Genomic DNA, 18,873 nt, shown 5'->3' on the forward strand with positions numbered 1-18,873 from the left:
TCAGCATTGAATGTAATTATCCAGTTGCTAGGTGGTATAGGCCTATTCCTTTTAGGCATGTCTCTGATGACGGATAGCTTAAAAGCAATCGCTGGTGAAGCTCTACGACAATGGTTAGTTAGATTTACAAATTCTCCGATTAAAGCTGTTTTATCAGGGATTGGTCTAACTGTAGTTGTACAATCCTCTACAGCTACTACTTTAGCAACAATTGGTTTTGTCAGTGCAGGCGTTCTTAGTTTTAGTCATGCAATTGGAGTGATTATCGGAGCGAACATAGGGACAACAAGTACGGGATGGTTAGTTGCACTGCTGGGATTGAAATTCTCAATTGCAAGTTTCGCCTTACCTATGATCGGAATTGGAGCTCTGCTTAAAGTATTAGGTAATGAAAAAGTTTCTTTTTTAGGATTAACTTTAGCTGGATTCGGCCTGCTATTCTTTGGAATTCAAATATTACAAGATGCGATGAGTGGTATCGCTGAACTTATTGATTTATCTCTTTGGGCAGAACCAACACTTATAATCAAGGTCATTTTAGTGGTGATAGGTATTTTGATGACCATTCTATTACAGTCATCAAGTGCAGCAATAACAACGACATTGGCAGCATTATCTACTCAAGCAATCAATTTTGAACAAACTTTAGCATTAGTGATCGGTCAGAATATTGGGACCGTCGCAACAGCAGTACTCGCGGCGATGGGAGCGACCACAAGTGCAAAGCGGACAGCAGCGGTCCATGTTGTTTTTAATGTAGTCACGGCAATTTTTGCTTTTCTTCTTTTGTCTCCAATCTTTGTATGGGCATATCAACATGTGGATGCGATCCATCAATTAGATGAAGTATTGTTAGTTGCAGCATTTCATACAGCTTTTAGCTTATTGGGAGCATGTATTTTCATGCCTCTTTTACCTAAATTTGAACAACTGATTATCCGTTTACTACCTGAACAAGAGCCTGTGACGACCCGTTATTTAGATGAGTCACTTTATAGCGTTCCAGCATTGGCAATTGCAGCAGTAGAACGAGCATTATTGAAGTCGATTGCAGATATGTACAGTGTATTGGTTCGTTGTATCCGAAACGAGATTATTCCTTCACTTGTAAATATAAGTGAATATGATCATACACTTGTAAAAGTTGAGCAGTATCTAAAAGAAATGTCGATTCCACAGTCGAATATTGATCAGCAGCGCTTTATTATTTTGTTACGGTTAGTTGTGTATGTTCGAGTGCTTAAAAATGATTTAGCTGATGTTTCTAAAATTGAATTTATTCAAAATCAAAGCATTATTTATGATTTAGCACAGCGTTTCGCCACAGTTTTGGAGCAGAATATTTCTTATTTACTGCAGCAACCTTTTTCAAATTTACCTGAATCATTGGTAAATGAATTAACTGAAATAGTCGAAGAGCTGAAAGAGAAACAAGAATTTGTTCGACAACAACTGATAGAAGATGCTGCAAACAAGAATATTCCTGCGACTTATACTTTAGAGCTCTTAGCTGCGCAAAGATGGTTGGAACATCTTATAGTTCACTGTAGCCGTGTAGCAATCTTGTTGAGTGATACAACACACATATTAGTGGATGATGAAGTAGAGTTAGCTCATTAAAATATAACTTTTCATAAATCCTACGTTTTCTACTTTCCTACTCAGCTGACAAGCCTATAATGATTGAGAATCATTCCAAATCTAATAAGGAAATAACATGTCGACCGATCAACAATTTCCAACGCCTGCAAACTTAGGGATAGCAGTATATTCAAACAATGCTGAAGCGATTGGTAATACACCATTGGTTCGTATCAATCGTCTGATTAAAACTGGCGCAACAGTATTGGCAAAAGTTGAAAGTCGTAATCCTGCATTCTCAGTGAAATGCCGTATTGGTGCAGCTTTGATTGCGGATGCGGAAAAGCGTGGTGTGTTGAAAGCGGGTATGCATATTGTTGAACCAACCAGTGGCAATACAGGAATTGCATTAGCATTCGTTGCAGCGGCAAAAGGTTATCCAATCACTTTGACAATGCCAGCCAGTATGAGTTTAGAACGCAGAAAAGTATTAAAAGCTTTAGGCGCGAATCTTGTTTTAACTGAACCTGCTAAAGGTATGAAAGGTGCAGTAGATGAAGCGGTTCGTTTAGCAACGGAAAATCCAGAGCTTTATTTTCTACCACAACAATTTGAAAATCCAGCCAATCCACAGATTCATGTTGACACTACAGGTCCAGAAATCTGGCAGGCAACCAATGGAGAAGTTGATATTCTAGTTGCAGGTGTTGGCACGGGCGGGACAATTACTGGCATTTCTCGTTATTTTGAGCAAGTTCAGAATAAGCCAATTTATTCTGTCGCAGTTGAACCTGCTGAATCTCCAATCATTACTCAAACAAAAAATGGCGAAAGCATTTCACCCGCACCGCATAAGATTCAAGGTATTGGAGCGAACTTCATTCCTAAGAACTTAGATTTGGATTTGGTGGATGAGGTTGTACCCGTAAATAGTGCCGATGCGATTGAGTGGGCAAGAAAGTGTGCAACTCAAGAAGGCATTTTGGTTGGTATCTCAAGTGGTGCAGCTTTAGCAGCAGCAGCTCAAATTGCAGAACGTCCTGAAAATACCGGTAAAACCATTGTGGTGATCTTGCCTGATAGTGGTGAGCGTTATTTATCTTCTGTTTTATTTGAAGGTTTATTTGACGAAGCTTGATTGCATTGTTGAGTGAGTAAAAACCATGCCTAAGCGCATGGTTTTTTTATTACTTCATTCTTATAAGGCTTTCTTTAAGTTTTTTTCATGGCGCTTAACTGAGCGTGCATATTTCTTCGCTTTATGGCGAGTCCAAAAACTACGTTCATAGCCTGTCGGTCCAACATTGTAATACGCTACAGCTTTAGACCAACTGCCAGCAGATTTGTAATAGCTAGAAAGAATATAAGCACCACAGTTGATATTGGTATTTTCATCATACAAATTGCCAGGGCAAGATGTACTCCAATAACTAGAAATAATTTGAGTTAGACCAATCGCACCTGTGGGAGAACGCGCTGAGCTATTAAAATTTGATTCTTGGCGAATTAGTGCAGCAAGTAAAGTCGGTGAAACATCATAACGTTCAGCACTTTGCACAATCATAGGAGATAAACGATTGGCAGTATTTGGAGCAACAGAATAAGCATTTTGCAAACCTGAAGACAATTGATTAGATCGGTTTACAAATGACCCGCTTAAACTACTGCATGCTGTCATATTGATCGCTATCATGATCAAACTAATTTTTAAAATCATTCCATTAAATTTATTGATACGACTGTATTGATCAGTATGATTGAATAAGAATTGCAAAATAATAAACCAAAAGTACCAAGATGAGTTGATGGTATTAACACCATGTAAATGAGTCAATAATAGTTATTTTGCGATCATGTGAAGAGCATTGTTTAGATATAAAAAAAGCCCCGACATCCTGTCGAGGCTTTTTCATATTTGGTTTCTTGCCGTTAACTCCTGTCAACGACCACGTCCTGTGCTTCTTGTTGTTCTGAATGAGACTTCCTGTCTCTTTATGATTCTTATGATAGAGCTTTATACTTTAGTCGTATATTCGCTAATCACCGCAACTGATGTACGTATATGCGTACATGATGTAATCATAATGCTTCTTTTAAAGCTTGCTCATGGCGTTTTACTGAGTTGGCGTAGCGATGTGCTTGATTGCGCATGTAAAGACTTCTTTTATAACCGGTTGGCCCGACATTGTAATAACCAAGTGCTTTGAACCAATCACCAGTCGCTTGATAGTATTTTGCAAGAATGTATGCGCCACAATTAATATTAATCTGTTCATCATAAAGATTTCCAGAACAGGTCTGTTGCCAAAACTTGGGACGTACTTGGGTCAAACCTACGGCATCTGCTGATGATCTGGCATTGGCGATATAGCTAGATTCTTGTCGAATCAGTGCAGCAAGTAAATGTGGAGAAATGTTATAAGATTCAGCACTTTGCAGAATCATGGGTGCGACACGATTTGCAGTCGTTGGATGAACAGAAAAAGCCGTTTGAATGCCTTGTGAAAATTGTTGTGAATGGTTGATTGTTGGTGATTTTGTTGTTGTACATGCAACGATGAAGTAGGCACTAATAACTATAAAGCTGAGTTTAAGACATTTGTTTTGAAACTGAGTAAAAGAAAATCTGTATCGCGTTATCATCGTGAAAAAAGTGTGTCCATTCTATAAAAGCACGCGGATAGTAAAAAGAGGCCTAGTTCGGGTCAATGATAGTTCATAGGCAAAATCGTTGGTTTTTATATTTTAGGCTTGACTTAATTTAGAAAAAAAGAAGCCTCGACTTCCTGTCGAGGCTTCTTCGTATTTGGTGCTATCACCAACTCCTGTCGATGACCACGTCCTGTGCTTTTTATTATTTTAAATGAGACATCCTGTCTCTATGTCTTGCATTCTAGGTAAGTATTGGCATGTTGTATATGCGTTAATCACCTGATTTCGTGTAGGCTGTGGCTTACATAGTTGAATATCTCAATGCTTCAAATTGGCTGTCTTTATTATCCATGCTACTAGCTTTTGAGCAATCGGTGCACAGACTAATACACTTGGAAATGCAAACATCCACGCCACAATCCAAGCTGACATCCACATTGAAAAGAAGTTATCAATTAAACCTACCGCTTTAAAGGTAGTAATTCCTGAGATGAGAAATGACATCATGCAAGATAATATGAATGGAAATAAAAGACTTGCTGCCTTCACGTAATCACCTCTGAATTGCATTTAAATTTAATGCAAAATTTTGCCCGAATAATTGGGCGGTTTTAATATCACCAAAATCAAACGCATTGGCTGCACTTTGATGTTCAGCTTGTGCCATTAAACCTGACCAAGAACCAAGACGATTGAGTGCCTGAGTATAAGGTATACCTTGATGTTGTTCAGGTAGAACAGGATTACCAATCCATATCATACCGTGTTGCATACAAAAGGTGAAAAGTGAAATGAGTGTAGACTGTTTATCTCCAGCAGGAAGTGATGAAACCGTAAATCCTGCCGCGAGTTTTCCTTTTAGGCTTTGCTTTTTCCATAATGGTCCTGTGAGATCCATCAGTTGTTTGAAGGTACCTGAAACACCACCTAAATAAGTTGGACTACCCCAAATGAGTCCATCATATTGGGCGATAAGGTATGGATGAGCCATCAATGATTCTGCTGTAAACAAATCAATTTGAATATTCTCTACTTGTGCAGCACCTATTTGAATTTGCTCTGCAATAAATTGTGTATGACCTTGGCGGCTATGGTAGATAATTGCAATAGATTTCATGGAGTCGTCCTCGATTAGAAAAAATTAAGCAATACAGCGGTGAGAAATAAACCACACCCAAAAATACTGTGATTGATCAAACTTTTGATGCGGTTAATAAAAGGCTGAGGTGTTTTTGAGGCAGCGATACCTAAACCCATCGCGGGTTGCATGATCAGGAAAGGGATCAAAACAGTGATGACACTAAAGGAAAGTGCAGAAGGAAATTGAGGTTGAGCCAACCAATTTTGGCCTACCATTAAAATAAAGCTGAAAGAGAAAATGACACCCACACTGTAATGAGCAATTCAGCCAAGTAGATATTCATGTCGAATTTCTGGACTTTGAGCAATGGATTGATGCTGGATTTTTCCACGCAAAATCCAGCCAACCCAACGCCCAAGTAAAGCAAAATTTAACGTTGGGATATTGAATCTTTTTAGTATCAACAACCAAATATCCATGATGATGGTTGCACCAATACCAAGTCCAAAAATGTAAATCAATCGTTCCAACACATTCATTTCATCACGTAGAGCCTTTACCAATAAAATCTGATAAATTGATTGTGCAAGTTCAAGTTAACTTGAAGTCAAGGGGGATTTATGGATATTGGTGAAGTCGCAAAAAAGCAAAGCTCACGACATCGACATTGCGCTTTTATGAAGAGAAAGGGTTAATCAAATCGATTGGTCGTCATGGCTTACGTCGTCAGTACAGTAAACAAGTTTTGGATCAACTGGCTCTCATTGCATTAGGTCGAGCAGCAGGCTTTTCATTGGATGAAATTGCAAGCATGTTTGGGCAGGATGGAAAGCCTGAGTTGGATCGGAAAATGCTGAATGATAAGGCAGAACAATTAGAACAAATGACACGACGTTTACATTTTATTAGCGAAGGATTGAGACATGCTGCGATATGTCCCGCAGAAAATCATATGCAATGTCCGACTTTTCAGAATTTTTTAAAAGCTGCGATTGCAGGTGAATATCAGCCCACAAAACTCTAAAACAAAATAGAGTTTTAAGGAGAAAGCATCGGATTGCATCGCCATAAAGATGTCATTTTATTGAAGTCAAAGTTTCATAAAAACTTGTTCTAATTTTTCTTAATTTTTACCAAATGTATAAAACCATGAACAAGAAAACTTTATTGGCTTTATTGTGCTGTAGTGCTTTGGCTTTAACGGCATGTAATGATGATGATCAAGATCAAAAAACATCGGTAGATCAAGTGACTGAGCCAACCTTGATCTCTTTTGCTAAGCTGCCTGTAGAAACCTATGCGATTGGACCTGATTCTGGCAACGCTGTCAGTGGCGCTAATGGTATTTACCCACCATTTAAAGGGCAACCTGTACAAGGTTTCTCGGCTGCTTTGAAAAATGAAGACGGTAGTTATATGGCGATGTCTGATAATGGTTTTGGTACGCAAGACAATTCAGCGGATTATTTATTGCGTATTTATAAAATCAAAGCCGATTTCAGAACAAAAAATAAAGGTACAGGGCAAGTTTCAGTCCAAAGCTTTATTCAATTACGTGATCCCAATAAACGTATTCCATTTGAAATTGTGAATGGAAGTACTTCAGAACGATTATTAACGGGTGCCGATTTTGATCCTGAGTCGATGCAACGTGCAGTAGATGGGAGCTATTGGATCGGTGATGAGTTTGGCCCTTACTTATTACATTTCTCAGCAGAAGGAGTTTTATTGGATGCACCAATTGGATTGCCTAATCCTTTAAATTCAGCCCAAGAACTACGTTCCCCTCAAAACCAATTCAACAAAGCCAACATCAATTTTGTTGAGCCTTTGGTACAGCGCAGTGGGGGCTTTGAGGGAATGGCGATTTCTCCAGATGGCAAATATCTATATCCTTTACTGGAAAAGCCATTGCTGAATGATGCTACAGGTCAACTTCTGATTTCTCAATTTGATATTCAGAAGAAAAGCTATACGGGACAATATTATTGGTTCGCTTTAAATAGCAAGGCAACCAATATCGGTGATTTCCAATTGTTTAGTGATAAAGATGGCATCATCATCGAACGTGATGCGAGCCAAAATAATTTAGGTGGGTATAAAAAGCTGATACGAGTTACTTTGACCGAGCCTAAACAAATGGTAGTGCGTGAAGATTTGTTGGATTTAATCAAAATTGCCAATCCAAATTTACTCTATGGCACAGCGCGTGAAGGGGATATTGGAACAGGTCAGGTCTTTGCTTTCCCATTTGAAACGATTGAAGATGTAATTATTGAAAATGGAACGACATTAACTGTATTGAATGACAATAATTTCCCAGGTTCTTCGGGACGTAATGCCAAACTTGCGGACGACAACGAAATTATCCAGATTCGTTTGCCGAAAGCATTATTTTAAACGTCGGGTAAAATTAGCCGAAATGGTCATTCCTCATTTCGGTTGAAAGCGTATACTGATCAGGCAGAAGGAGTCCTCATGTCTGAATCAGTTACACGCCCAACCTATATTGAATATGGTTCAAAATCGTTTACCGCGATTTTATGGTCTTTGTTCTTTGCTGGTTTTGCTTCCTTTTCATCTTTGTACTGTGTACAGCCGATGATGCCAATCTTTGCAAAATTCTTTCAGGTCACACCGACCCACAGTAGTTTCCCTTTATCTTTTTCAACCATTGCACTCGCGATTGGGTTGTTGTTCACAGGATTCATATCTGATCGTTATGGACGCAAAAGGATTATGGTGTTTGCCTTATTTTTTGTTTCCATATTATTGCTGATTAGTGCTTCATTTCCGATTTGGGAAATTTTTCTGACTACTCGTATTTTTATTGGCTTAGCAGTGAGTGGTGTCGCAGCGGTTGCAATGACCTATATTGGAGAGGAGATCGCACAAAAAGATATCGGTTTTGCCATGGGGCTATATATTTCAGGTACGGCAATTGGTGGAATGGGAGGGCGTTTAATCGCGGGAGTTTTAGTTGATTTTATTTCTTGGCAATCTGCTACTTATATTATTGGTTTTCTAAATCTGATTATCGCTTGTTTATTTTTTTTTATTGCCCAAATCGCAGCACTTTAAACCGTATCCCTTTCGGTTTTCTCGCTTTAAGGATGCATTTGAACAAAACTTAAAAGATTCAAAATTAAGGATTTTATTTGCCCAAGGTTTTATCTTAATGGGCTGTTTAGTGACGGTATTTAACTACATTAGCTATCATTTATTAGAAGCACCATTTCACTTATCACAAGCATGGATTGGTGTGATTTCGATTGCTTATCTAGCAGGCATTTATAGTTCGCCTAAAGCCGCACAATGGGGCTTTAAATATGGGCGTGATAAGGTTCTGCCGATGATGTTAATGACGATGATGATTGGCTTGTGGTTTACACTCATTCCATCATTATGGTCAATTTTGATCGGTTTGATTATCTTCGCTTTTTCATTTTTTGCAGCGCATTCGACCGCAAGTAGTTGGGTTTCAGTACAAGCAGTACAATATCGTGCAGTGGCATCCTCGCTGTATTTATTCTGCTATTACATTGGTTCAAGTTTGCTCGGCAGCTTCGGTGGATTGGTTTGGGAGCAGTTTGGCTGGATTGGAATTAATTTGAGTGTGAGTGTGGTTTTGGTGATTGGGTTAGTATCCGCTTTATATCTTGGTAAATTACAACGTTCAGCCTAAATTATTAAATCTGAATAAACTTTGTACAAATAATTTGTTATCTCCTTGTTCTTGAATGCTTTATAAACAGGGAAAATGAATTGAATTCATGTTAAAATGATCGGCTTTCATCTTTAGATGTCTCTCCTTCATCTGCTAGCCGAGATTCGCAAGCTATGTCTACTGCCTATACCAAGCAGACTGCGCCTAAAGCGCTGTTTGATTACGACAAATATTGGGCGTCGTGTTTTGAACCCGCACCATTTTTGCCGATGTCACGAGAAGAAATGGATCTACTCGGTTGGGATGCGTGTGACTTTATTTTAGTTTGTGGTGACGCTTATATTGATCATCCATCTTTTGTATCGGGTGTGATTGGGCGTGTGCTCGAAGCACAAGGCTTCCGTGTAGGTATTATTGCTCAACCAGATTGGACCAATGTTGAAAGTTTCCGTGTTTTAGGTAAACCAACCATTGCGTGGGGCGTAACTGCGGGCAATATGGATTCGATGATTAACCGTTATACGGCAGATCGTAAAATCCGTTCAGATGATGCTTATTCGCCAAATAATGAACCGAATAAACGTCCAGATCGTGCTGCCACGGTGTATTGTCAGCGTTGCCGTGAGGCTTTTCCTGATGTGCCAGTATTGCTCGGTGGGATTGAAGGTAGCCTACGTCGTATTGCTCATTATGATTATTGGTCAGACAAGGTTCGTCGTTCAATCTTGATGGATTCTAAAGCCGATTTATTAATGTATGGAAATGGTGAGCGTGCAATCATTGAAGTGATGCATCGTTTAGCTAAAGGTGAGAAAGTTCATGACATCACTGATGTTCGTGGTACTGCATTTATTATTAATAAACACAATAAAGCATCAAAAGCACAATTTGTTGAAATCGCAAGTAATGATGTGGATACGATTGGTCGTGTAGACCCAATTATCAATCCATATGTCATGACTGAAGATATTGATGGCTGTGAAGTTGAAAAAGAAAAAGGCAACTCACTCGCACAATATCAAAATTTCCAAAAAGAAATTGTGACCAATCCAATCGTTCGTGAAGGGGATCAACTTGATCCAGATACGCAGATCGTACAGTTAAAACCTGCGCCATCCAAAGCGATTAAACATAAGTTACCGCCACGTGAACTCGCTGTGATTCGTTTGCCTTCTTTTGAAGAAGTCGCCAATGATCAAGTGCTGTATGCGCACGCCAACCGTATTTTGCATCTGGAAACCAATCCAGGAAATGCTCGCGCATTGGTACAACGCCATGGCGAACGTGATGTTTGGATTAATCCACCACCAATTCCGTTAACAACGGAAGAAATGGATTATGTCTTTGATTTACCTTATGCACGTTTACCGCATCCAGCTTATGGTAATGCGCGTTTCCCTGCATTTGATATGATCAAATTCTCTGTGAATATCATGCGTGGTTGTTTTGGTGGTTGTACGTTCTGTTCGATTACTGAACATGAAGGTCGTATTATTCAAAACCGTTCTGAAGAATCAATTCTGCGTGAAATTGAAAAGATCCGTGATACTGCACCTCAATTTACAGGCATTATCTCAGACTTAGGTGGTCCAACGGCAAACATGTACCGTTTGCACTGTAATGACCCTGAAATCGAGAAGAACTGCCGTAAACCGTCTTGTGTTTATCCAGGTGTTTGTCAAAACTTACACACTGATCATGCGCCATTGGTTCAGCTTTATCGTAAAGCACGTGAAATCAAAGGCGTGAAGAAGATTTTGATTGGTTCTGGTCTGCGTTATGATCTCGCAGTATTAAACCCTGAATATGTCAAAGAGTTGGTACAGCACCATGTTGGTGGCTATCTGAAAATTGCACCTGAGCATACCGAACATGGTCCATTATCCAAGATGATGAAACCAGGGATCGGAACTTACGACCGCTTTAAACAAATGTTTGAGCGTTTTAGTAAGGAAGCAGGGAAGGAACAATATTTAATTCCTTACTTCATCGCTGCGCATCCGGGTACAACGGATTACGACATGATGAACTTGGCGATTTGGCTGAAAAAGAATGGTTTCCGTGCCGATCAGGTACAAACCTTCTATCCATCGCCAATGGCAACTGCGACCACTATGTATTATTCAGGCAAGAATCCATTGTCTAAAGTGGCGCGTTATACTGAAAATGTCGATATCGTGAAAGGCGAAAAACGTCGTCGTTTGCATAAAGCTTTCTTGCGTTACCATGATCCAAATAACTGGCCTTTATTACGTGAAGCACTGAAAGAAATGGGGCGTTCGGATTTAATTGGTAATTCGAAACAGCATCTGATTCCAACCTATCAGCCACAAGGCACGGCTGAAGGTGAATATAAGTCTGCTCGTAAGAAAAACTCGACCGTGGCTGGTGATTCTGTAAAACGTGGTCAACAGTCTCGTCCGCAGTCTCAATCGAGTCAGAAACGTCCACAAAAAGGACAAATCCTAACGCAACATACAGGTTTACCACCGCGTGAAACTGGTGATAAAAAGCCATTTTCAGGAAAGAGTAAACCTAAGGCTAAAGCTCATCGTTAATATTTAAAAGAAAGGGAAACATGCTTTCCCTTTCTTTTTGTCTGAAAATGTCAAAATAATCACAATTTAAGTGTAAAACTACAATTTATAGAAACATATACTGACAATATCAACTTGAAAATTTAAGCTATGATGATTATAAATAAAGAGCAGAACAACTTTTACGACTTTGGTCGACTAGTAGAAAACGATTAAAAACTTTAAAGTTGCACTGCTAAAATGACTTTGCTATCGCTGTTATTGATTAAAAAAATGGCATAAAGCCAAATGATTATAAAAAATCTAAAGGGATTGGTTAGAAATGTATTATTTCATTACATTAGCTGGGTTGCTAATAATTGCAGCACTCGCGCTTCGGCGTATGCATCAAAATCAACGTCAAGATAGTCCGTTAAAACGCCGCGGCATTCTCACGATTTCTGAACAAATTACACTTATGCGCTTACAGGCTGTTTTGCCACGTCATACTGTACTTGCACACGTGTCTTTTGATGCTTTATTGACAACAAAATATGCGCATACACGCCGTAAGTATCAAGGACTAATGGCAGATTTTGTTGTGCTTGATCAACAATATCAGGTTCTCGCTGTGATTGAGATTGCAGATGAGTCTTCAATTAATCGTTTAAATCAAAAATACTATCAAGATAGTTTGTTGGAGCTGGCTGGTTATAAAGTTCTACGCTACGGTAGTATTCCAACAGAACATGAATTACGTGAAGATTTGGTATCTGATCCTTATGAATCAAACACCATTATGACAACTTCATCTACCTCATTGCCTCAAACAGAACGTATGATGAAGTACAGTATGTTTGCTGCAAAATCATCTTAATCTGGAAGAACAGCAGTAACGGTCATTTCTACTAGTACGTCAGGCGCATAGAGTTTAGATTCTACGCAGGTACGTGCTGGGGGATGACCTTCAGCAATCCATGCATCCCAAACCGCATTCATCGCGGCATAATCTTTCTCGATGTCTTTAAGAAAAATAAGCACTGACAAAATATGGGTTTTATCTGTTCCCGCTTCCGCTAGTAAACGATCGATATTATCTAAAGTCTGCTGTGTCTGAGCAGTTACATTTACACTGGTATCATCAGCTAATTGACCTGCTAAATGAACCAAATTTCCTGAAATTGCGACTTCGCAGTAACGAGAAGTGACATGCAAACGCTGCACAGACATAAGATTTACCTGAATGAATAACAATAGAAAAGATTGTACTTGATACGATTCTGATGCAGTGTAAATTTGTTTAAATTAGGCTGAAAAAGTTTCTATTTCCATTAATTTACATTGTTTGAAAATCAAAATAGAGCGGGATTGTGGGCAAATAATAATATTGCCTAGATTCAGAAATTGAATTTTGGCTTGTCGAAGTTGATTTAAACAGCTCGCAATAGAGCTCTGGTTGGGACACAGTTGTTTGAGTTGGCTCAAAGCTGAAGTGGTCGTGTGACACATAATCTTATTCCTTATCATCATTGTTAAAAATTGGGCAAAGATATGACTTTGCCCGATTCGTTTATATGTTTTGTTGTTCGGATTGATACCAATTGACGTGGCGTGTGATGTACATGACGCATGCAATTAAAATGAAAGACAAAATGGAGCCGAACAAGAAAGTTTTTCCGCTGGATTGTAGTAATAGATACATCATGCCGTATAAAGCACTGAGCAAAACACCGAAGAGTATGGCGGCTTTAAAACCTTGAACGACGAAGTATAAATACCAAGTAATCAAGCCAATACATGCAACTGCCGCAATCAGATAGGCAAGGGAAAAAGCGTAATATTCACTGATTGATAGTAATAAGACGAAGAACACGCCTTGCGCCATGGCAACCAAAGCATACTGAATAGGATGAATTTTGAGATTCTTCAAAACCTCGAATAAAAAGAAGCAACCAAAGGTAATAATGATCACCATAATGCCATATTTGATGGCACGATCAGTTTGGGTATAAATATTAACGGGTTCTAAAAATTGCGTTGAAATACCAGAAATGTTATTTGAAGATGTATTTGAAGTAGCATAAGCAGCTTCAACATCACTGATCAGATTGCTTTGAGTATTTAAAGCTTGGTAAAAACACTGACTATTTTCACAGGTTGAGAGACGATCTAAATTACGTTTACCTAAAGCAATATTTTTCCAGTCCGCTTCAAAAAGTTGTCTTTTGCTGAGTTTCTTAAACGGTAAACTTTGACCATCGTATTTCACATCACCCCAATTGCCTTTAGCTTGATATGCCATTTCGTAACTGGTTGGGATAAATGCAAATTCGCTTAAACCTTCTAGATCAAATTGCAGATTAAAGCTAAAACCTTGTTGGAGTTTTTGGATCAGTTCAGGATATTGCTTGCTGGTGATATGTAGTAGATCAAAGCCATGCTGTCCTTGGCTTTGTTCAGAAAAGTCAAATTTATAATTTTTTCCATCAATATTAAACGTTGGCTTTGTGTTTAGACCGCGAGCATCTTGGATAGGGAAAATGATTTCAGCTTGATCCCAAAGATAGTTGTGTTGAGGTTCAATCGTAGCGCCTTTAAATACGCCTTTTCCTTGCATGTGATTTTGATAACTAATCGCTTTATACATACTACGTTTGTAGGTATTGTCTGAAACTTTAAATTCAGCTGTCCAGTCTGTTGTTTCTGCACCTAAGGTAATAAATGCTGTTTGCGTGCAATCGTAAGTTTTCTTTTGTTCATCGGTACATGTAGTTTGAATTTGATAGGGAAGTTTTAAATAGGGTGCAATCACTTGTTGTGGGCGAATTTGTTCTTTAGCAATGTCCCGAATTACTTGTTGTTGATAGCTTTGGCGCTCATCTACTAAGTTGGAGATGAAAAAAAGACCAATATAAAAAATCAAAATCAGGAACAAAATCGCTCCTATTTTCAGATTAATAAAGTTTCTGCGCATGGTGGATTCCATTGTCATTGTGGTATGACAAGTATCTCGAATCGATATGCGTTCTAAATGAGTTGTAATTGAAGCTTATGTGAAGTTTCGATGAAGTATAATTTTTACCAGTACTCCTGATTTGTGTTGCTCTAAGAAGTCTAAATCATTTTCAGGGATATTTTGAATGGTGACGTGACCTTGATGCTGTTGGATAATCTGTTGCACGATACTCAGACCAATACCCGTGCTTCGTTGCTGATTATGCGGACGTGGTAATGAAAAGTAGGTTTCAAAGACACGATTTAAAGCGTATTCAGGGATGGCTTCACCCTCATTGAATAATAGAATTTCAATACCATCAGTGACAGTGACGGTATTTGCCCTCAGTTGAATTGCGAGAAGACCTTGTTCAGAGCAAAAGTCTCTTGCGTTATCTAAAAGATTATTGATTGCTTGCTTAAGCCAAAAGGGATCAGCATAGATTCCGCAATATTCAGGAATATTCGGCTCTACTTGAATTTGTTTAATTTGGAGAGCACTCTGTTGTTGTATCACGCAATCCCGAATTAATTTTGATAAATCAATATTTTGAAACTCTAAAGCATGCTGATTTTTTTCTAAGCGTGTGAGCAATAGCATGCGTTCGATTAAAGATTGTAAGCGATGACTTTGCTCAACAATATGTGCTGCAAATTGTTGTTGATCTTCTAATGGCAGATCATCTTGTAATAGTTCTGCACTGGCTTGAATTGCAGTGAGTGGGCTTTTTAACTCGTGGGTTAAAGTGTTTACATAATTCTCGACATAAGCTCGATCTTCGAGTTTCTCTCGCATTTCACTGAGCGCTTGAGTCACTTGGTTGAGCTCTTTTGCAGAATAGAAAAATGGAGCTTGATTGACGGGTGCTAGTGCTTGAGCATAGCGACGCACTTTATCAATGCTGTGTCTTAACCAATATGCCACCATGCTTGCGAGTAATAAACTCAGTGCGGCGATCCAAAGCGCTTGATGAATCAGTTGACGTTCTGCGCGAGCAATATACGGTTGTACGGATTGATTTGGTTTACCAATGCTTACTACACCAAGTAATTGTTGTTTGTAAATAATGGGTGCAGCAATATGCATCACGCTGCTGTTTCGATCATAAGGATTGGTTGCAGTAGAACGTGCGCCGTATTTGCCGCGTAAGGTCAGATAAACATCATTCCATTTGGAATAGTCTTGCCCGACGGCTTGACCTTCGGAGTCGTAGAAGACAATACCGTGCTGATCTGTAATATACAGTTGTTGGTTAATTTCATCTTTTTGATGCTGCCAAATTGTGGCATTGAGTTGGCGTGATAATGCTGCTTGAATTTTTTGATCAAATTCAGATGTACTGACTTTTTGTTGTGCCACATCTTCTGCAATCAGTTGGGCAATAATATTGGCATTCTCGGCGAGAGTATCTTCGACCACTTGACGTACATTTGGTTTAACCTGTTGATTCAACGTGTAGGCAATAAAGCTCAGGCTCAGCACAACCACTAAGCTAAAGAAAAACCAAATGCGGATAAAGATGGACATTGGTTAACCTAACTTCACTAAACTATACCCAAACCCTCGATGTGTTCGAATGGGATCATCATCAGGGGTAATTTGTTTAAGCTTTTGTCTTAAACTTTTAATATGGGTATCGACTGTACGTTCTAGGCTATGCTCAGGATGTTCCCAAATATGATCCATCAGTTGTTGTCGGCTAAAGACTTTTTCTGGATGCTGAATCAGTAAAAATAACAAACGATATTCATAGCGTGTCAGTTGCAGTATTTGCCCATGATATTGAATCTGTAGCGATTGTGGATTGCACGTCCATGTTGCAGATTGTAGGGGTATTTCTACTTTACTAATTGATGGTTGTGATGAGATATTTTGCGCCTGTATTTCCATTCTGCGCCAAATGGCTTTGATTCGTGCCACAATTTCTCGTGCACTAAAAGGCTTTGTACAATAATCATCTGCGCCGATTTCTAGACCGACAACCCGATCAATTTCATCATCACGTGCAGTGAGGAATAATAAAGGTGTTTGATATTTTTGGCGTAGCTGTTTGCAGACTTCAAAACCATTCTGATCAGGTAAACCAACATCTAAAATAATAAAATCAAAAGCTTGTTCTGAAAGATATTGTAGTGCTTGAGCCCCTGTATTTGCCCAACTTACGTTCCAGCCTTCGCGCTCAAGAGCATAACGTAGCGGAAGAATAATCGCAGCTTCATCTTCAACACAGAGAATTTGTTTTTGATTCATCATGATTAACTAATCAATATTTTCTAATTTTATTGGGTTAGTTTAGCGGAAGATGTGGTTGAGAAAAGTAGGAATACTCATTTTTATAATTATTTAATAAAGCAAAGGACACTTGAAGTGCCCTGTAATATTCGGATTTGATCGTCACGCCAACCACAGGAGCAAATGCTAAAAGCGAGGATTTCTTTAGCAAGAGCAAATGACAAGGATAATGTCACTGCGATGCTTAGAGTACTGAAAACCGCATAAAAAGCAAACATAAATTTGAACGAGAATTGTGCTTTTGCATAAAAAAGCAACGTTACCACAAGGAAAGTTGAGATTCTTCCTCATGCGTCTGTAGTTGGTAAACGCCTACACCGACTAAACGGAACTGAAAACTTTGATCAATATGCATTTCTTCGATTAATTGCAAAACCACTTGTTCTAAATCTTGCTGCGAGCGCAGAGGGAGTTTAAAACTCTTACTATGTTGCAAGGTTTGAAAGTTTTTGAGTTTGAGTTTGACGTTTACCCCACGAGCAGTGAGTTGTTTTCTTTGCAAACTGCACCAGACTTGTTCTGCTAAAGGCTGCCAAGCATGAGCACATTGATTCAATGTGTAGTCATCATCAAAGGTAATTTCTTTCGAGATTTGTTGGCGTTCACGTTCTGCTTTGACGGGACGATGATCAATGCCTTGTGCGTATAAATACAGCTGTTTACCGTATTTTCCGAAGTGATGGATGAGTACGTTCTCTTCTATTTTTTGTAGGTCGCCCAAGGTGTGTAAATTTAATTGATTTAATTTTTCATGCGTGACTTTGCCAACGCCAGGGATTTTATTCAGTGCTAAGTCTTGAATAAAATGTTGGATTTGATGGGGTTTGATTACAAACAATCCATTCGGTTTATTCCAATCGGATGCGATCTTAGCCAAAAACTTATTAGGTGCAACGCCTGCGGAGGCTGTTAGCCCTGTGACGGCAAAAATATCTGCGCGAATTTGAGTCGCAACTTCAGTAGCGCTCGGGATGTTTTTTAGATTCTCAGTGACATCCAAATAAGCCTCATCTAAAGATAATGGTTCGATGAGTGGTGTGTATTGCTGAAAAATTTGATGAATTTGTGCTGAAACCTCTCGATATTTCTCAAAATGAGGTTCAATCACCACCACTTGAGGACAAAGCTTTTTTGCTTGTCCCATCGACATCGCAGAACGTAGACCAAAAACACGAGCAGGGTAGGAGGCAGCGGCAATCACAGCACGTGGGTGGTGTGAGGAAATGACCACTGGTAAATCTTTAAGTTCAGGACGATCACGCAGCTCAACTGAGGCAAAAAAAGCATCCATATCGATATGAATGATTTTGCGTAACTCATTTGCCATCTTGAATGCCTTGCTGCTCAAGAAAGATACGCCACTGGCGTGGTGAATCCGCATACACATTTAAATCAACTGCTTTAGATATCCCATCAATTTTTCCAGTTTGGGTGTGTTGCCAAAATAGCCATTTACGTCCGTCTTTTAATTCAGGTTTAGCTTCGTAATCACGAACCCATAGCGGCGTATCGTTAAAGCTCCCCATCAAAACGATGTGATAAAAACTCTTAGAAATATAGAAAATAGGTTGTTTGCCATAATGTTGTTGTAATTGATCATGCATGACCTGAATTTCTTTGAGTAACTGTTCTTTGGTATAGGTATTAATACAATTACTGTCATATTCCAAATCAATCACAGGGGGAAGGGCATCTGCTTTTTTTGGAACAGTCGCGATAAAATTTTCAGCTTGAACTTTGCCATCACGACACAGGCGATAGAAATGATAAGCACCGACATGCAACCCCTGTTCGCGAGCTTTTAGCCAGTTGTCCTGAAACTTACGATCTTTAAAATCGCCACCTTCTGTGGCTTTGAGATAGACAAATTGATATTGCATCGGAGAGATTTTTTTCCAGTTAATCTCACCTTGATGATGTGAAACATCTAAACCGCGAATCGAATAATCTTGTGCAGAAGCTTTTTGTTGGTAGAACAAACCGAAATAACTGACGATACCTAACATGACGGCTAAACCGATACTGGTATAAGTCGGATAATGCTCAGAGAGTCGGTATTTCGCAGTTTTTTTCGCCATGTCGTCAGAAG

The 18,873-nt window shown here is 39.1% G+C and carries 16 protein-coding genes and 3 pseudogenes; 7 read left to right on the forward strand and 12 right to left on the reverse strand.

Annotated features, from left to right (window positions below; translation table 11 throughout):
• The first annotated feature begins 6 nt into the window (after positions 1-6).
• Both MKL32_RS00160 and cysK read left to right on the forward strand, forming a co-directional pair.
• Positions 7-1,620 (forward strand): Na/Pi cotransporter family protein, encoded by a 1,614-nt coding sequence (locus MKL32_RS00160; protein ID WP_270900027.1) that lies wholly within the window; start codon positions 7-9, stop codon positions 1,618-1,620.
• Between the two features lie 97 nt (positions 1,621-1,717).
• A complete protein-coding gene (cysK, locus tag MKL32_RS00165) occupies positions 1,718-2,719 on the forward strand; it encodes a cysteine synthase A (protein WP_270900020.1) in 1,002 nt (333 codons plus the stop codon).
• Between the two features lie 60 nt (positions 2,720-2,779).
• On the opposite strand, the gene MKL32_RS00170 is transcribed toward cysK, so the two are convergent.
• The 5 genes and pseudogenes from MKL32_RS00170 to MKL32_RS00190 form a co-directional block, all read right to left on the reverse strand.
• The gene (locus MKL32_RS00170; protein ID WP_270900028.1) at positions 2,780-3,298 is read right to left on the reverse strand and encodes a lytic transglycosylase domain-containing protein; all 519 of its coding nucleotides are present in this window, start codon (positions 3,296-3,298) and stop codon (positions 2,780-2,782) included.
• A gap of 362 nt (positions 3,299-3,660) precedes the next feature.
• Complete coding sequence (locus MKL32_RS00175) at positions 3,661-4,224, reverse strand: lytic transglycosylase domain-containing protein (protein ID WP_004917154.1); 564 nt, start codon at positions 4,222-4,224, stop codon at positions 3,661-3,663.
• Between the two features lie 327 nt (positions 4,225-4,551).
• On the reverse strand, positions 4,552-4,782 hold the full coding sequence (locus MKL32_RS00180) for a DUF2798 domain-containing protein (protein ID WP_004917151.1): 231 nt from the start codon (positions 4,780-4,782) through the stop codon (positions 4,552-4,554).
• A gap of 4 nt (positions 4,783-4,786) precedes the next feature.
• Positions 4,787-5,350, reverse strand: a complete 564-nt coding sequence (locus MKL32_RS00185; protein WP_270900021.1) for a flavodoxin family protein — start codon at positions 5,348-5,350, stop codon at positions 4,787-4,789.
• 14 nt (positions 5,351-5,364) lie between these two features.
• A pseudogene (locus tag MKL32_RS00190) lies at positions 5,365-5,853 on the reverse strand (DUF2938 domain-containing protein).
• An 81-nt stretch (positions 5,854-5,934) separates the two neighbouring features.
• On the opposite strand from MKL32_RS00190, the pseudogene MKL32_RS00195 reads away from it, so the two are divergent.
• The 5 genes and pseudogenes from MKL32_RS00195 (at position 5,935) to MKL32_RS00215 (ending at position 12,374) form a co-directional block, all read left to right on the forward strand.
• Positions 5,935-6,338 (forward strand): annotated as a pseudogene (locus MKL32_RS00195) (helix-turn-helix domain-containing protein).
• A gap of 125 nt (positions 6,339-6,463) precedes the next feature.
• On the forward strand, positions 6,464-7,714 hold the full coding sequence (locus tag MKL32_RS00200) for an esterase-like activity of phytase family protein (RefSeq protein ID WP_171293834.1): 1,251 nt from the start codon (positions 6,464-6,466) through the stop codon (positions 7,712-7,714).
• Between the two features lie 78 nt (positions 7,715-7,792).
• Positions 7,793-8,999 (forward strand): annotated as a pseudogene (locus tag MKL32_RS00205) (MFS transporter).
• Positions 9,000-9,154: 155 nt separating this feature from the next.
• On the forward strand, positions 9,155-11,539 hold the full coding sequence (locus MKL32_RS00210) for a YgiQ family radical SAM protein (RefSeq protein WP_004958398.1): 2,385 nt from the start codon (positions 9,155-9,157) through the stop codon (positions 11,537-11,539).
• 301 nt (positions 11,540-11,840) lie between these two features.
• Entirely contained in the window at positions 11,841-12,374 is a 534-nt protein-coding gene (locus MKL32_RS00215; RefSeq protein WP_039908777.1) for a DUF2726 domain-containing protein, read from the forward strand.
• Here MKL32_RS00215 and MKL32_RS00220 read toward each other — a convergent pair.
• From MKL32_RS00220 to MKL32_RS00250, 7 genes are all read right to left on the reverse strand, one after another.
• On the reverse strand, positions 12,371-12,727 hold the full coding sequence (locus MKL32_RS00220; protein ID WP_004958403.1) for a RidA family protein: 357 nt from the start codon (positions 12,725-12,727) through the stop codon (positions 12,371-12,373). The genes MKL32_RS00215 and MKL32_RS00220 overlap by 4 nt on opposite strands.
• Positions 12,728-12,802: 75 nt before the next feature.
• Entirely contained in the window at positions 12,803-13,006 is a 204-nt protein-coding gene (locus MKL32_RS00225; protein WP_005403503.1) for a hypothetical protein, read from the reverse strand.
• Positions 13,007-13,067: 61 nt separating this feature from the next.
• On the reverse strand, positions 13,068-14,471 hold the full coding sequence (gene creD, locus MKL32_RS00230) for a cell envelope integrity protein CreD (RefSeq protein ID WP_039908781.1): 1,404 nt from the start codon (positions 14,469-14,471) through the stop codon (positions 13,068-13,070).
• Between the two features lie 75 nt (positions 14,472-14,546).
• A complete protein-coding gene (creC, locus tag MKL32_RS00235) occupies positions 14,547-16,019 on the reverse strand; it encodes a two-component system sensor histidine kinase CreC (protein WP_005403505.1) in 1,473 nt (490 codons plus the stop codon).
• 3 nt (positions 16,020-16,022) lie between these two features.
• Positions 16,023-16,745, reverse strand: a complete 723-nt coding sequence (gene creB / locus MKL32_RS00240; protein ID WP_005403506.1) for a two-component system response regulator CreB — start codon at positions 16,743-16,745, stop codon at positions 16,023-16,025.
• Between the two features lie 298 nt (positions 16,746-17,043).
• Positions 17,044-18,111 carry a DNA polymerase IV gene (gene dinB, locus MKL32_RS00245; RefSeq protein WP_005403507.1) on the reverse strand — a complete coding sequence of 356 codons (1,068 nt, stop codon included), beginning with the start codon at positions 18,109-18,111 and terminating at the stop codon, positions 17,044-17,046.
• Positions 18,101-18,862: a glycoside hydrolase family 25 protein gene (locus tag MKL32_RS00250; RefSeq protein WP_270900022.1), complete on the reverse strand. Its 762-nt coding sequence runs from the start codon at positions 18,860-18,862 to the stop codon at positions 18,101-18,103. The genes dinB and MKL32_RS00250 overlap by 11 nt, the downstream gene beginning before the upstream one ends.
• Positions 18,863-18,873 lie beyond the last annotated feature (11 nt).

Source organism: Acinetobacter sp. AOR34_HL (genome assembly GCF_027854795.1).
GTDB lineage: Bacteria > Pseudomonadota > Gammaproteobacteria > Pseudomonadales > Moraxellaceae > Acinetobacter > Acinetobacter junii.

Excerpts from the sequence above, each read along its gene's own strand:
- MKL32_RS00250 (WP_270900022.1), bottom strand. The coding sequence starts at position 18,862 with ATGGCGAAAAAAACTGCGAAATACCGACTCTCTGAGCATTATCCGACT.
- MKL32_RS00175 (WP_004917154.1), bottom strand. The coding sequence starts at position 4,224 with ATGATAACGCGATACAGATTTTCTTTTACTCAGTTTCAAAACAAATGT.
- MKL32_RS00185 (WP_270900021.1), bottom strand. The coding sequence starts at position 5,350 with ATGAAATCTATTGCAATTATCTACCATAGCCGCCAAGGTCATACACAA.
- MKL32_RS00210 (WP_004958398.1), top strand. The coding sequence starts at position 9,155 with ATGTCTACTGCCTATACCAAGCAGACTGCGCCTAAAGCGCTGTTTGAT.
- creC (WP_005403505.1), bottom strand. The coding sequence starts at position 16,019 with ATGTCCATCTTTATCCGCATTTGGTTTTTCTTTAGCTTAGTGGTTGTG.
- creD (WP_039908781.1), bottom strand. The coding sequence starts at position 14,471 with ATGCGCAGAAACTTTATTAATCTGAAAATAGGAGCGATTTTGTTCCTG.
- creB (WP_005403506.1), bottom strand. The coding sequence starts at position 16,745 with ATGATGAATCAAAAACAAATTCTCTGTGTTGAAGATGAAGCTGCGATT.
- cysK (WP_270900020.1), top strand. The coding sequence starts at position 1,718 with ATGTCGACCGATCAACAATTTCCAACGCCTGCAAACTTAGGGATAGCA.
- MKL32_RS00170 (WP_270900028.1), bottom strand. The coding sequence starts at position 3,298 with ATGATTTTAAAAATTAGTTTGATCATGATAGCGATCAATATGACAGCA.
- dinB (WP_005403507.1), bottom strand. The coding sequence starts at position 18,111 with ATGGCAAATGAGTTACGCAAAATCATTCATATCGATATGGATGCTTTT.
- MKL32_RS00225 (WP_005403503.1), bottom strand. The coding sequence starts at position 13,006 with ATGTGTCACACGACCACTTCAGCTTTGAGCCAACTCAAACAACTGTGT.
- MKL32_RS00215 (WP_039908777.1), top strand. The coding sequence starts at position 11,841 with ATGTATTATTTCATTACATTAGCTGGGTTGCTAATAATTGCAGCACTC.
- MKL32_RS00200 (WP_171293834.1), top strand. The coding sequence starts at position 6,464 with ATGAACAAGAAAACTTTATTGGCTTTATTGTGCTGTAGTGCTTTGGCT.
- MKL32_RS00220 (WP_004958403.1), bottom strand. The coding sequence starts at position 12,727 with ATGTCTGTGCAGCGTTTGCATGTCACTTCTCGTTACTGCGAAGTCGCA.